This is a genomic window from Azoarcus sp. L1K30, from assembly GCF_018122735.1.
Lineage (GTDB): Bacteria > Pseudomonadota > Gammaproteobacteria > Burkholderiales > Rhodocyclaceae > Parazoarcus.
Map to the genome: position 1 here is coordinate 4,625,934 of NZ_JAGRRD010000001.1, position 13,060 is coordinate 4,638,993.

Genomic DNA, 13,060 nt, shown 5'->3' on the forward strand with positions numbered 1-13,060 from the left:
GCATTGCAATGTGGTAGCCGCGCATTGAACCATATCCGGTGCCGGCGGTGCATGCCGGATGTGCGCAAGGCTGGTCAGTTCGATGCTGAGAGGCTACGCTTGGGCTGAATCCTTTCCGGGGAGGCGCTCATGGCCCATGTTCTTGCCCTTGATCAGGGAACGACCAGTTCGCGTGCGATGGTTTTCGACGCGGATGGGAAGATCTGCGGACAGGCCCAGCTCGAGTTCGCGCAACATTTCCCCCGGCCGGGCTGGGTCGAGCATGATGCGCACGAGATCTTGCAGACGCAGTTCGATTGTGCGCGTGCCGCGCTTGCGGCAGCGGGGGTCGCTGCGGCCGATGTCGCCTCGATCGGTATCGCCAACCAGCGTGAGACGACCGTGCTGTGGTCGCGCAAGACGGGGCGCGCGCTGGCTCCCGCAATCGTGTGGCAGGACCGCCGGACCACCGACCACTGCGCCGCCTTGCGCGCCGAAGGCTGGAGCGACGACGTCCGCGCGCGCACCGGACTGGAGCTCGACCCCTATTTCTCGGCAACGAAACTGGCCTGGTTGCTCGAGCATCTGCCAGGCGCCCGCGAACGGGCCGAGCGTGGCGAGCTCGCGTTCGGCACGATCGACAGCTGGCTGATCTGGCACCTTACCGGTGGGCGACTGCATATCACCGATCCCGGCAATGCCGCACGAACATTGCTGTTCAACATCCATCGACATGAATGGGATGCGGATCTGGTGGCGCGGTTCGCCATTCCGGAGAAGGTACTGCCGACGGTCGTCGACAGTGTCGGCGTGTGTGGTGAAACCGATCCTGACATCCTTGGCGCTGCGATCCCGATTGCCGGCATTGGCGGCGACCAGCAGGCGGCAAGCTTCGGGCAGTGCTGTTTCGCGACGGGGATGGCCAAGAACACCTACGGCACGGGGTGTTTCCTGTTGATGAACACCGGTGTCGAACCGATCGAGTCGGCCCACCGGATGCTCACCACCATTGGCTGGTCCGGGGTGGGGCAGACGGTGTATGCGCTCGAGGGAAGCGTGTTCATGGGCGGCGCGATCGTGCAGTGGCTGCGCGATTCGCTCGGTCTGATCGGTAGTGCAGGTGAGATCGAGGCGTTGGCGCGGCGTGCGGGCGATAGTGGGGGCGTTGTCATGGTGCCCGCGTTCACCGGCCTTGGCGCGCCGTACTGGGACCCCAATGCGCGCGGCACCCTCTTCGGGCTGACGCGCGGTACGGGCGCTGCGCAGATTGCGCATGCCGCGCTCGAGGCGATCGCCATGCAGACGCTCGATCTCGTCGAAGCGATGCAGCTCGATGGTGCGGGGCCGCTGTCCGAGCTTCGGGTGGATGGCGGCGCGGCGGCCAACGACCTGCTGATGCAGATGCAGGCCGATATGCTGGGGGCCCCGGTGGTGCGTCCGAAGATGCTGGAGACGACCACGCTGGGCGCGGCCTATCTCGCCGGACTGGGGGCGGGTGTGTGGCCAGATACCCGGGCGCTCGAGCGTCAGTGGCAAGTCGACCGTGTGTTCGAACCCGCCCTTCCAGAAGACCGCCGCCTTGCGCGCCGGGCAGCGTGGGTGCGGGCCGTCGCCTGCGCGCGAAGCTGGGGGCATACGTGACCAGTGCGCCGGCCTCCTGTCTTGCCGAACGCAGCCGTCAGGCCCTGTTGGCGCGGCTGTCCGAACCCCGGGTTTGGGATGTGGTGGTCATTGGCGGCGGCGCAACCGGACTCGGCTGTGCGGTGGACGCGGCATCGCGTGGTTATTCGGTTCTGGTGGTCGATCGTGAGGATTTTGCCAAGGGCACGAGTTCGCGGGCGACCAAGCTGATTCATGGTGGCGTGCGTTATCTCGCGCAAGGTAATTTCCCGTTGGTGCGCGAAGCGCTTGCCGAGCGTGCGCGTCTCCTCGTCAATGCCCCTCATCTGGTCCGTCCGTTGCGCTTTGTGGTCCCTGCCTACCATCTGCACGACAAGCCGATGCTGTTTGCCGGGCTCGGACTGTACGACTTGCTCGCCGGCGGTCGCGGCATCGCACGCAGTCGTGTGCTGGATGTGGCGCACACCATCGAAGCCTTGCCGGGTGTCCGGGAGTCGGGCTTGCGCGGCGGGGTTGCCTACTGGGACGCGCAGTTCGACGATGCGCGGCTGGCACTGGCACTGGCGCGCACCGTGGCGGATCTGGGCGGCGTTGCGCTCAACTACTGCGCCGTGACCAGCCTGGTGGAGAAGGCTGGCAGAATCTGCGGTGTCGACCTGAATGAGCGTGAATCGGGCACGACGTATCGCGTCGACGCCAAGGTGGTGATCAACGCCGCCGGCGTATGGGCTGACAGCGTGCGCCGACTGGCGAGCCCGGCCGCGGAGGCGAGGCTCAGCCCCAGTCAGGGCGCGCATCTGGTGGTGGACCGCGCGTTCCTGCCGGGTGATTCGGCCCTGCTGGTGCCGCATACCGACGACGGTCGCGTGTTGTTCATGATTCCCTGGCAGGGCAGTGTATTGCTGGGCACGACCGACTCCCCCCGGCCCGACCTGCCGGTCGAGCCCCGGGCGCTGCCGGGCGAGGTCGATTTTATTCTGGAAACGGCCGCCCGATACCTCTCGCGACCGCCGACGCGTGTGGATGTCCGTAGCGTGTTTGCGGGGCTGCGGCCACTGATCGGCGGCGGGGACGGCTCACCTACGCGCAGATTGTCGCGTGAGCACCTTGTCGACGTGTCGGCGCAGGGCCTCGTCAGCATTACCGGGGGCAAATGGACGACTTATCGTGTGATGGCCGAGGATGCGGTGGATGCGGCACAAGCGGCAGGGGGCCTTCGATCGCGATCATCGGGTACCGCGCATCTGCGCCTGCACGGTGCACCGGCGCAGCACGCGGATGACGTGTATGGGCTTGACCGCACCCAGGTGCAGGCGCTGCCCGGCTCGGGACGATGCGTGGTCGAGGGGCTGAGCTTGACCGAAGCGGAAGTGCGTTACGCAGCACGTGCCGAGTATGCGCGTACGGTCGAGGATGTACTTGCCCGGCGCCACCGCGTGCTGTTCTTTGATGCTGCGCGGGCGATCGACGCGGCACCGGAGGTCGCGCGCATCCTTGCCGAGGAACTTGGCAGCAGCCAGGATTGGATGGCGGCCGAGGTGGCGCGTTTCAACGCCGTAGCCGCGCAGTATCGGGTCGAGATCTGAGCCCCAGTCGTGGTCGTTTGGGTGGCCGTGCGGCTCGCCTTCAGGCGGTCGGTCGCCGCAGGCTGACGCGGGCCTCGAGTCCGCCGTCCGGGTGATTCGACAGACTGATTTCCCCTTGCTGCGTGCGCAATAGATTGCGGGCAATCGCCAGGCCCAGTCCCGTTCCCCCGGTTTCACGATTGCGCGAGGACTCCGTGCGGTAGAAGGGGGCGAAGACCTTCTCCAGCTCGGACGGATCCAGTCCGGGGCCGTGGTCGCGAATGCGGATCGAGACCTCGCCGGGCGCCTCCTCGATCGTGATGTCCACCTGTCCGCCGAATTTCGCCCCGTTCTCGATCAGATTCCACAGCGCGCGCCGCAGGGCGGAGAGCTGCCCCTGAAAGGGTGAGTTTGCCCGGCCTGCCAGCGTTATCGTCCACCCCATGTCGAGCGCGTCGTTGCTCAGGGCCTCGAGCAGCTGGTTCAGATCCACCGCCTGTTTCTCGTTGCTGCTTTCCATGCTGCGGGCGTAGGCGAGGCCTTCCTTGATCAGGCTCTGCATGGCGTCGAGATCGGCCTGAATCCGGGTCTTGAGGTTGTCGTCATCCACTTGTTCTGCGCGTAGGCGCAGGCGCGTGATGGGTGTCTGGAGATCGTGCGAAATGGCCGCGAGGATGCGGGTACGCTCGCGCATGTGTTCGCCGATGCGTTGCTGCATCTGGTTGAAGGCCGCCACCGCGTTGGCAACTTCGGTTGGTCCGCGGATGTCGAGTGGCGCGCGTTCGGGGTCTTCACCAAGGGCCGTCGCCGCGGCCGAAAGACGCGATAGCGGGCGTGTGGCGACGCGCACGCTGAACCAGATCAACGCGCTGACGCCGATGACCAGCGCCAGCAGGGCCGAGAGCAGCTGCCCGGGCGGTGGAACATGGAATTCGGGCGAGAACGGTACGCCGGGAAGGCGGATGATGAGCGGCGCGCCATCGGCCAGCTGCGTTGAAATCAGCAACACCGGGTGGCCTTCCTCTCCGCGCCGGTTCCCGTACAGGTTGACAGCCCGTTCCGGCATGGCCTCCCTCAGCGCCGGCAGCAGTGGATGCTCTATGGGCAGCGGACGCGCATGCTCGGGGAGCGGGTGCAGGCTCAGACGCAGGCGTCGGCGACCGAGTTCGTCCACCCAGCGCTCGCGCTCGTCCGGGGTCATCCGGTCGAGCACGTCGGCTGTGGCCGCGACCTCCTGCGCCAGACCCTGAAACAGCGCGTGTCGTCCCACCCGGTCGCGTTCGCCGACAAAGAGCATGAAGCTGACCGCAAGAACCAGGGCGATGCCGGCAAGCCAGATCAGCATGAGGCGCGAAAACAGGCTCCGGGGCCAGGGTATGCTCATGGTGCGGACTGCCCGCGGGATTCTGCCGTAACCTCGCACGCGAGAACGTACCCTTCATTGCGGACGGTCTTGATGATCGCCGGTTCACGTGCGTTGTCGGAAAGACGTTGGCGGAGACGGCTGACCAGCAGGTCGATGGAACGGTCGAACACGTCAGCCTCTCGTCCCTGAGTGAGCTCCATCAACTGGTCGCGTGAGAGTACGCGCTGTGGATGGGCCAGAAAAACCCCAAGCATGCGATATTCGGCGCCGGACAGGGCGACGACGGTGCCGTCCGCGGCGACCAAGTGCCGATTGACGGTGTCGAGTGTCCACTGGGCAAAGTGCATGGCCCGGGAGCCAGCCATCGGGGCCGTCTCCAGATTGGGCGGAAGTGCGCGTGCGCGACGCAGGATGGCACGGACGCGGGCATAAAGTTCGCGCGGCACGAATGGTTTGGGCAGATAGTCGTCGGCACCCATCTCGAGGCCGAGGATGCGGTCCATGTCCTCCCCGCGTGCGGTGAGCATCAGGATGGGCGTTCCGGCATGGGCGTCGTTTCCGCCTCGAAGGTTCCGGCACAGCGTCAGTCCGTCATCGCCGGGCATCATGATGTCGAGCACGATGAGGTCGATCCGGTGATGTTCGAGTACGGACTTCATCTCGCGCCCGTTCGCGGCTGTGGAGCAGCGCAATCCCTGCTTCTCGAGGTAGTCGGCAAGCAGGTTGCGGATGTCGCGATCGTCATCGACGATCAGGATATGGTCTGGTTGAGTGGACATGCGAGATCTCCTTGATCCGAATCTTAAGCTGGCGCAGGAGCATTCTTGTATCCCAACGTATCGGACTCCGTTGTCGAGACATCAACATGCAATCCGGCGCGATCCCGACACTTGCGGCTTACATCGAGGTGATCAAATGGGCTCGTCGTCTCAGTCAAGCAGGAAATCGGGACGAATGATCAATCGAACAATGCAAGGAGAGGCATCATGAAGACCTGGATCAAGACCACTATCGCGGTAGCGCTGATTGCAACATCCGCAGTAGGCGCGACGGCCATGGCACGCGGCGGGGAGTGTGACGGCATGCGGGGCGGGCAGTCTGCCTGGCAGGAAATGTCGCCGGAGAAGATGAAGGCGCGGATGACCGAGCGGGTCGAACTGCAGGCAGCCCGACTGGAACTGGCGCTGGCGCTGACACCCGAGCAGAAACCGGCCTGGCAGGCGTTCAAGACGGCGCTCAAGGACAGGAGCGAGCACATGGCGTCACAGATGGAAGCTCGTGCCAATGCGGCTCGGCCGAAAACCGTACTCGAGCGCATGGATCGAATGGCGGAAATGAGCGCGTTGCGGCAGACTGAAATGGCCGACATGCGAAAGGCCGTCGAGTCCTTCTATGGCACCCTGTCTGCCGCCCAGAAGACGGTGTTCGATGCCGAGTTCGACCGCATGGGGCGACGTCATGGTGCGGACGGGTACGGTATGGGGGGGCACATGCGTGATGGTGGCCCGTCGGGCGCGCGCCGTGGCTGAGGCGGGTGGGACGAGGCCGCAACCCTGACGGGGGACGCCACGAAAAGAAAATGCCGCCTGGCAGCATGCTGCCAGGCGGCATTTCTGTGAGCAATATGTAGCGGCTGGGCCGCCACGCATGCGGGTTCGACTTAGTGGAACTGTTCTTCTTCGGTCGAACCGGTCAGTGCCTTCACCGACGAGGAGCCACCCTGGATCACGGTGGTGACGTCGTCGAAGTAGCCCGCGCCGACTTCCTGCTGGTGAGACACGAAGGTGTAGCCCTTTTCGCGTGCAGCGAATTCCGGCTCTTGCACCATTTCGGTGTAGTGCTTCATGCCTTCGCCACGAGCATAGTTGTAGGCGAACTGGAAGGTGTTGTACCACATGAGGTGGATACCGGCCAGGGTGATGAACTGGTACTTGTAGCCCATTGCCGCCAGCTCGTCCTGGAACTTGGCAATGGTGGCCTCGTCGAGGTTCTTCTTCCAGTTGAAGGACGGCGAACAGTTGTAGGACAGCAGCTTGCCCGGGCAGGCGGCATGCACGGCCTGCGCGAATTCACGGGCGAAGCCGAGGTCCGGCGTGCCGGTTTCGCACCACACCAGATCGGCGTAGGGGGCGTAGGCGACGCCACGGGAGATGGCCTGCTCAAGACCGTTCTTGACGCGGTAGAAGCCTTCCTGGGTCCGCTCACCGGTCAGGAAGGGCTTGTCGTTTGCATCGTAGTCGGAGGTCAGCAGATTGGCGGCCTCGGCGTCGGTACGGGCCAGGATCAGCGTCGGCACGCCCATCACGTCGGCAGCGAAGCGAGCCGCGGTCAGCTTCTCGACGGCTTCACGCGTCGGCACCAGCACCTTGCCACCCATGTGACCACACTTCTTCACTGCGGCCAGCTGGTCTTCGAAGTGAACACCTGCAGCGCCCGCGGTGATCATGTTCTTCATCAGTTCGAAGGCGTTGAGCACGCCACCGAAGCCGGCTTCGGCATCGGCCACGATCGGCAGGAAGTAGTCGATGAACTCGGCGTCGCCCGGGTTGATGCCACGGCCCCACTGGATCTCGTCGGCACGCTTGAAGGTGTTGTTGATGCGACGAACCATGGTCGGAACGGAGTCGTAGGCGTACAGCGACTGGTCCGGGTACATGGTTTCGGAGGTGTTGCCGTCGGCAGCGACCTGCCAGCCGGACAGATACACGGCTTCCAGGCCAGCCTTGGCCTGCTGCATGGCCTGACCGGCCGTGATGGCGCCAAAGGCATTCACGTAGCCCTTCTTCGCGCCGCCGTTCACCTTTTCCCACAGCTTTTCTGCACCACGCTTGGCAAACGTGTGTTCCGGCTGCAGGCTACCACGCAGACGGACGACATCAGCGGCGGTGTATCCGCGCTTGACGCTGTTCCAGCGGGGATTCTCGGCCCAGTCTTTTTCGAGGGCGGCAATTTGCTGTTCGCGGGTCAGGTTCATCATGCTTCCTTGTCTGTTTGATAAGGGGGTCAATCCGGGTCGGCCGGGATCGGGAGCCGGTACAACCGGTTGTTTTCGACCGGCGCGAATTCGAGGGAGAAAGTTGCGTCGGTTGATGAACAGTATAGGGCGCATTCCGCGCAGCAGCAATATGTCTTATATAAGACATAAGAAAAAACTTTATTTAATAAAAACAAAAACTTGCAAATTGTGTTTTACATTGCGAAACGCGGATCAGGCTGGTGAAATGAAAAGACGGGGTTGGGGTGCTGCGATGCACATCCGGAGGCCCCGTCGATCATATTGACAGCCCTGTCGCTCAACTCAATGCGGTGGCGGAAATGATCACGCCGTCTTCGTCCGCGTAGACGTAGTGGCCGGGCTGGAAGGTGACGCCACCGAAGGTGACTGCAATGTCCGTTTCGCCGCTGTTGCGCTTTACCGTCTTGCGCGGATGCGTGCCGAGCGCGAAGACCCCCAGATTCATTGCGCCGATGGCTTTTGCGTCGCGAATGCAGCCGTAGACGATGATGCCGGCCCAGTTGTTCTTCACTCCGAGTTCGGCGAGTTGGTCGCCGACCAGCGCGCAGCGCATCGAGGCGCCACCATCAATGACCAGGACCCTGTTCCGGCCGGGCGATTCAAGTGCCTTGCGCACAAGTGAATTGTCCTCGAACAGCTTGAGAGTGGCGATTTCGCCGCCAAAGGCGGTTTGGCCGCCAAAGCTGCGAAACATCGGGGCGACGACACTGACCTTGTCTTCGTGGGCGTCGCAAAGATCGGCTGTCTGAATCTGCATGGGAGCTCCGTGAGGCGTTGAATGGATGAAGTGATCGTTCCGAGGCCGTGATCATAATGGAGCGTGCAGTGGTACGAACAGCCGCGGACGGACGAAAAAAAGCGCGACCCTGAGGTCGCGCCTTGTCGAGATGGCCTGGTGCGAAGCGGTTGCCGGCGTCAGGCCGTGGCCACCTCGGGCTGGTCAAACACGAGCTTGACCTTGTCGTCCTTTGCATCCTCGTCGAGGTCGATGGTGACCTTGCCGCCACTTGCGAGACGTCCGAACAGGAGTTCGTCAGCGAGCGCTGAGCGGATGGTGTCCTGGATCAGGCGCGCCATCGGGCGGGCGCCCATCAGCGGGTCGAAGCCCTTCTCGGCCAGCCAGGACTTGAGCCGGTCGGTGAAGTGCGCCTCCACTTTCTTGTCGTGGAGTTGCGCTTCAAGCTGCATCAGGAACTTGTCCACCACGCGCAGGATGATGTCGCTGTCGAGGGCCTTGAACGAAATCGTCGCATCGAGCCGGTTGCGGAATTCAGGCGAGAACATGCGCTTGATGTCGCTCATTTCGTCGCCGGCTTCACGTTTGGCCGAGAAGCCGATGACGGACTTCTGCATAGTCTCGGCGCCCGCATTGGTGGTCATGATGATGATCACGTTGCGGAAATCCGCCTGGCGGCCATTGTTGTCGGTCAGGGCACCATGATCCATCACCTGCAACAGGATGTTGTAGATGTCGGGGTGTGCCTTCTCGATTTCGTCGAGCAGCAACACGCAGTGCGGCTTCTTGGAGATCTGCTCGGTCAGCAGGCCGCCCTGGTCGAAGCCGACATAGCCCGGCGGTGCGCCGATCAGGCGGCTGACGGCATGGCGCTCCATGTACTCCGACATGTCGAACCGCACCAGATCGATACCCAGCGTATAGGCGAGCTGGCGGGCGACTTCGGTCTTGCCCACCCCGGTCGGTCCGGAGAACAGGAAGGAGCCGATCGGCTTGGCCGGATTGCCCAGACCCGAGCGCGACATCTTGATGGCCTTGGCGAGCGCATCGATGGCCGCGTTCTGACCGAAGACGACGTTCTTGAGATCTCGCTCGAGCGTCTTGAGTGCCGTCTTGTCGTCGTTGGAGACCGTGCGCGGAGGAATGCGCGCGATCTTGGCGACGATTTCCTCGATTTCGTTCTTGCCGACTGTCTTCTTCTGCTTCGACTTGGGCAGGATCCGCTGCGCCGCACCGGCCTCGTCGATGACGTCGATTGCCTTGTCCGGCAGGTGGCGGTCATTGATGTACTTGGCCGACAGTTCGGCTGCGCTGGCCAGTGCGGAGGCTGAGTACTTGATGCCGTGGTGCTCTTCGAAGCGCGATTTCAGGCCTTTCAGGATCTCGACCGTCTCGGCGACCGAAGGCTCGACTACATCCACTTTCTGGAAGCGGCGTGAGAGCGCATGATCTTTCTCGAAGATCTGGCGGAACTCGTTGTACGTGGTCGCGCCGATACACTTCAACTGGCCCGAAGACAAGGCCGGCTTGAGCAGGTTGGATGCGTCGAGTGTGCCGCCCGATGCAGCACCTGCACCAATGAGCGTGTGGATCTCGTCGATGAAGAGGACAGCATCCTTGTTTTCGAGGAGTTGCTTGAGCACAGCCTTGAGGCGTTGCTCGAAATCGCCTCGATACTTGGTGCCGGCAAGCAGCGCGCCCATGTCCAGCGCGTAAACCTGCGCGTTCTCGAGGATCTCGGGAACACGGCCTTCCACGATGCGATGGGCCAGACCTTCCGCGATTGCGGTTTTGCCCACGCCGGCCTCGCCGACCAGCAGCGGATTGTTCTTGCGCCGGCGGCACAGCGTCTGGATGACGCGCTCCACTTCCTTGTCGCGCCCGATGAGGGGGTCGATCTTACCCACCAGCACCTGCTGGTTGAGATTCTGCGTGTAGTTCTCGAGTGCGCCACCGGAAGACTTTTCTTCCTGCTCCTGCTCACCCTGATCCGGCTCGCTGCGATTTTGCGGTGCTGCACCACCTTGGGGCGTTTTGGCGATGCCGTGGGAGATGAAATTCACCACATCAAGGCGCGAGATGTTCTGGCGCTGCAGGAAATAGACCGCGTGCGAGTCCTTCTCGCCGAAGATCGCCACGAGCACGTTTGCGCCGGTGACCTCCTTCTTGCCGGAAGACTGCACGTGCAGAATCGCACGCTGGATCACGCGCTGAAAACCCAGTGTCGGCTGGGTGTCGATCTCGTCGCCACCTTCAACCTTGGGGGTATGCTCGTTGATGAAATTGGTCAATTCCCGACGTAATTCGTCGGTATTGGCGGCGCAGGCGCGAAGCACCTCTGCTGCAGAAGGGTTATCGAGCAGTGCGAGCAGCAAGTGCTCCACCGTGATGAACTCATGGCGCTTCTGCCGTGCTTCGACAAAGGCCATGTGCAGGCTGACTTCAAGTTCTTGCGCGATCATTCAATTTTCCTCCATCACGCATACCAAAGGGTGCTGGTGCTGCCGAGCATGGGAAACCACCTGTTCCACCTTGGTTGATGCGATGTCCCGTGGAAAGACACCGCACACGCCCATACCTTCTCTGTGGACTTGGAGCATGACCCGCGTGGCGCGTTCGCGGTCCATGCTAAAAAATTTCTGCAGGACGTCGATCACGAAATCCATCGGTGTGAAATCGTCGTTCAGCAGAAGCACCTTGAACAGCGGGGGCGGACGGGTTGCCGTCCGCTTTGCTTCCAGTACGAATCCGTCTTGTTTCTGTGTGCCCATGCGACCCATTCTAATCAACTCGAAGCAGAGTGCAACAACGTGCTCATGTGTGAAATCGGGATGGAAATAAGTAATTCAAGTGCCGCCTGCCTTGCGTCACCTGCCGGGTCGCATCTTTCGTGAAGCCAGAATCGTGCCATCCAGGGGTGTTGCGGTGGAAACGTGCTGCGTTGCAGCAGCGATAGCCGTATCGCAAATAGCCGTTGACGCTGTGCGGACAAGTGCGTAAAAAACGAAACGTGTGTTTCTCGTGTGCCGTGCGCATGTGCGCTTGTTCACCATGGTGTCGGGTCACCGACATCGATGACGGGCGATGCAATCGCTACATGTCTAACGCGCCGTTCGGGAAGGTCCCGGACTGTACCAAGTCACTTTGAAGGATTATGGCAATATGGCAACTGGCACCGTTAAGTGGTTCAACGACTCCAAGGGTTTTGGATTTATTACGCCTGATGACGGCAGCGACGACCTGTTCGCGCATTTCTCCGCCATCTCCATGAGCGGTTTCAAGACCCTGAAGGAAGGCGACAAGGTCACTTTCGAAGTGACCCAGGGCCCGAAGGGCAAGCAGGCCTCGAATATTCAGCGCGCCTGATGCATTCCGGTTGCGCCCTTGCGGCGTGACCGGTAATAAGTAAGGGCCACCGGTGGTGGCCCTTACTTTTTGGCGGATCCAGGTTCGGTCTCCTGCATCGCGCCTGGCGCACTCCCCGGAGGGAGTGGAATTACTTCAGCTTGATTTCCTTGTACGGGACGTGCTTGCGCGCGACCGGATCGTACTTGTTGAACTCGAGCTTCTGCGGGGTGGTGCGCTTGTTCTTCGACGTGGTGTAGAAATGACCCGTGCCGGCGGTTGATTCCAGCTTGATCTTTTCGCGGATGCCTTTTGCCATGGCAGTCTCCGTACAGTTCTTGCGGCTGCTGCCGCAGGGTTAACGCCAGGGCTTAGAGCTTTTCGCCGCGGGCACGCAGTTCGGCAACGACGATGTCGATGCCCTTCTTGTCGATCGTCCGGAGACCGGCATTGGACACGCGCAGGCGGATCCAGCGGTTTTCGGTCTCGCTCCAGAACCGGCGGTTTTGCAGGTTGGGGAGAAAACGACGCTTGGTTTTGTTGTTTGCGTGGGAAACGTTGTTTCCCACCATCGGTGCTTTACCGGTCACTTGGCAGACGCGAGCCATACGATGCTCCAGGGAATTCGGATTGCGAAAACGATGGAGGATAGCGTAAGTGGCGACCGTAAGGCAAGTATGTTCTCGGTTTTCATTGTGATGGGCTCTCCAGCATACCGGACGCGCTAGAGCAGACCGCGCTCGGCAAACGACAGCGGGCGGCCATGCGCCGGCACGATGAAATGGTCGAGGACGCGTATGTCAACGAGGCCGAGCGCGTCGCGCAGCGTGCGCGTCAGCATTTCGTCCGCGTTACTTGGTTCGGCTGCGCCGGAAGGGTGGTTGTGCGCGAGAATGACGGCTGCGGCATTGACGCCGAGCGCGAGCTTGACCACTTCGCGGGGATATACGCTGGTCTGGGTCAGCGTACCGCGAAACAGGTCGACTGCCCGGATCAGGCGATTGCGAGCGTCGAGCAACAGAATGCAGAACGTTTCATGTGCGAGGTGTCCGAGATGAAGTTGCAGCCAGTCGCGAACAGTGGAGGGCGAATCGAAGAGGCTGCGTTCACTCATCTGCTCGCTCAATGCGCGTCGGGCCAGTTCCATCACTGCCTGCAGTTGGGCATACTTCGCGAGTCCCATGCCGGGAACGGCGGCGAAATCCTGGGCGCTGGCGTTGCACAGGCGGGTGAGCGAACCGAAGCGGTGCAGCAGGCTGCGCGCAAGATCGACCGCGGTCTGGCCGCGAATGCCGACTCGCAGAAAGAGGGCGAGAAGCTCCGCGTCGGACAGGGCGTGTGCGCCGCTGTCGAGCAGTTTTTCTCGCGGGCGCTCGTTTTCGGGCCAGTCGGTAATTGCCATGGCGATCCCGTTTATTCCAATGTAATTTTAT

The 13,060-nt window shown here is 62.2% G+C and carries 13 protein-coding genes; 4 read left to right on the plus strand and 9 right to left on the minus strand.

Features of this window, described 5'->3' with window-relative positions:
* The first annotated feature begins 129 nt into the window (after positions 1-129).
* Both glpK and J5J83_RS21295 read left to right on the plus strand, forming a co-directional pair.
* Complete coding sequence (glpK, locus tag J5J83_RS21290) at positions 130-1,620, plus strand: glycerol kinase GlpK (protein WP_212352059.1); 1,491 nt, start codon at positions 130-132, stop codon at positions 1,618-1,620.
* A complete protein-coding gene (locus J5J83_RS21295) occupies positions 1,617-3,185 on the plus strand; it encodes a glycerol-3-phosphate dehydrogenase/oxidase (RefSeq protein ID WP_212352060.1) in 1,569 nt (522 codons plus the stop codon). The genes glpK and J5J83_RS21295 overlap by 4 nt, the downstream gene beginning before the upstream one ends.
* A gap of 40 nt (positions 3,186-3,225) precedes the next feature.
* Here the strand turns inward: J5J83_RS21295 and J5J83_RS21300 are convergent, their stop codons facing one another.
* Positions 3,226-4,548, minus strand: coding sequence for an ATP-binding protein (locus J5J83_RS21300; RefSeq protein ID WP_212352076.1), 1,323 nt, complete (start codon positions 4,546-4,548; stop codon positions 3,226-3,228).
* Entirely contained in the window at positions 4,545-5,309 is a 765-nt protein-coding gene (locus J5J83_RS21305) for a response regulator (protein ID WP_212352078.1), read from the minus strand. The genes J5J83_RS21300 and J5J83_RS21305 overlap by 4 nt, the downstream gene beginning before the upstream one ends.
* 207 nt (positions 5,310-5,516) lie before the next feature.
* Here J5J83_RS21305 and J5J83_RS21310 point away from each other — a divergent pair, with 207 nt between their 5' ends.
* A complete protein-coding gene (locus J5J83_RS21310) occupies positions 5,517-6,059 on the plus strand; it encodes a Spy/CpxP family protein refolding chaperone (protein WP_212352080.1) in 543 nt (180 codons plus the stop codon).
* Between the two features lie 131 nt (positions 6,060-6,190).
* Here the strand turns inward: J5J83_RS21310 and aceA are convergent, their stop codons facing one another.
* From aceA to clpS, 4 genes are all read right to left on the minus strand, one after another.
* Positions 6,191-7,504, minus strand: a complete 1,314-nt coding sequence (gene aceA / locus J5J83_RS21315; protein ID WP_212353543.1) for an isocitrate lyase — start codon at positions 7,502-7,504, stop codon at positions 6,191-6,193.
* A 319-nt stretch (positions 7,505-7,823) separates the two neighbouring features.
* Positions 7,824-8,303 carry a ribonuclease E activity regulator RraA gene (rraA, locus tag J5J83_RS21320; RefSeq protein ID WP_212352082.1) on the minus strand — a complete coding sequence of 160 codons (480 nt, stop codon included), beginning with the start codon at positions 8,301-8,303 and terminating at the stop codon, positions 7,824-7,826.
* 158 nt (positions 8,304-8,461) lie between these two features.
* A complete protein-coding gene (gene clpA / locus J5J83_RS21325) occupies positions 8,462-10,744 on the minus strand; it encodes an ATP-dependent Clp protease ATP-binding subunit ClpA (protein WP_212352084.1) in 2,283 nt (760 codons plus the stop codon).
* Positions 10,745-11,053 (minus strand): ATP-dependent Clp protease adapter ClpS, encoded by a 309-nt coding sequence (gene clpS / locus J5J83_RS21330; RefSeq protein ID WP_212352086.1) that lies wholly within the window; start codon positions 11,051-11,053, stop codon positions 10,745-10,747.
* A gap of 391 nt (positions 11,054-11,444) precedes the next feature.
* Between clpS and J5J83_RS21335 the strand changes: the two genes are divergently transcribed.
* A complete protein-coding gene (locus J5J83_RS21335) occupies positions 11,445-11,648 on the plus strand; it encodes a cold-shock protein (protein WP_212352087.1) in 204 nt (67 codons plus the stop codon).
* 130 nt (positions 11,649-11,778) lie between these two features.
* Here the strand turns inward: J5J83_RS21335 and rpmG are convergent, their stop codons facing one another.
* The 3 genes from rpmG to radC form a co-directional block, all read right to left on the minus strand.
* Positions 11,779-11,946: a 50S ribosomal protein L33 gene (rpmG, locus tag J5J83_RS21340; RefSeq protein WP_108949189.1), complete on the minus strand. Its 168-nt coding sequence runs from the start codon at positions 11,944-11,946 to the stop codon at positions 11,779-11,781.
* 52 nt (positions 11,947-11,998) lie between these two features.
* Positions 11,999-12,235, minus strand: a complete 237-nt coding sequence (rpmB, locus tag J5J83_RS21345; protein ID WP_212352089.1) for a 50S ribosomal protein L28 — start codon at positions 12,233-12,235, stop codon at positions 11,999-12,001.
* Between the two features lie 116 nt (positions 12,236-12,351).
* Positions 12,352-13,029, minus strand: coding sequence for a DNA repair protein RadC (radC, locus tag J5J83_RS21350; RefSeq protein WP_212352091.1), 678 nt, complete (start codon positions 13,027-13,029; stop codon positions 12,352-12,354).
* Positions 13,030-13,060 lie beyond the last annotated feature (31 nt).

Bases quoted from the DNA above. Each gene is read 5' to 3' on its own strand.
- J5J83_RS21305 (WP_212352078.1), bottom strand. From the start codon at position 5,309: ATGTCCACTCAACCAGACCATATCCTGATCGTCGATGACGATCGCGAC.
- rpmG (WP_108949189.1), bottom strand. From the start codon at position 11,946: ATGGCAAAAGGCATCCGCGAAAAGATCAAGCTGGAATCAACCGCCGGC.
- clpS (WP_212352086.1), bottom strand. From the start codon at position 11,053: ATGGGCACACAGAAACAAGACGGATTCGTACTGGAAGCAAAGCGGACG.
- aceA (WP_212353543.1), bottom strand. From the start codon at position 7,504: ATGAACCTGACCCGCGAACAGCAAATTGCCGCCCTCGAAAAAGACTGG.
- glpK (WP_212352059.1), top strand. From the start codon at position 130: ATGGCCCATGTTCTTGCCCTTGATCAGGGAACGACCAGTTCGCGTGCG.
- radC (WP_212352091.1), bottom strand. From the start codon at position 13,029: ATGGCAATTACCGACTGGCCCGAAAACGAGCGCCCGCGAGAAAAACTG.
- J5J83_RS21335 (WP_212352087.1), top strand. From the start codon at position 11,445: ATGGCAACTGGCACCGTTAAGTGGTTCAACGACTCCAAGGGTTTTGGA.
- rraA (WP_212352082.1), bottom strand. From the start codon at position 8,303: ATGCAGATTCAGACAGCCGATCTTTGCGACGCCCACGAAGACAAGGTC.
- J5J83_RS21310 (WP_212352080.1), top strand. From the start codon at position 5,517: ATGAAGACCTGGATCAAGACCACTATCGCGGTAGCGCTGATTGCAACA.
- J5J83_RS21300 (WP_212352076.1), bottom strand. From the start codon at position 4,548: ATGAGCATACCCTGGCCCCGGAGCCTGTTTTCGCGCCTCATGCTGATC.
- rpmB (WP_212352089.1), bottom strand. From the start codon at position 12,235: ATGGCTCGCGTCTGCCAAGTGACCGGTAAAGCACCGATGGTGGGAAAC.
- clpA (WP_212352084.1), bottom strand. From the start codon at position 10,744: ATGATCGCGCAAGAACTTGAAGTCAGCCTGCACATGGCCTTTGTCGAA.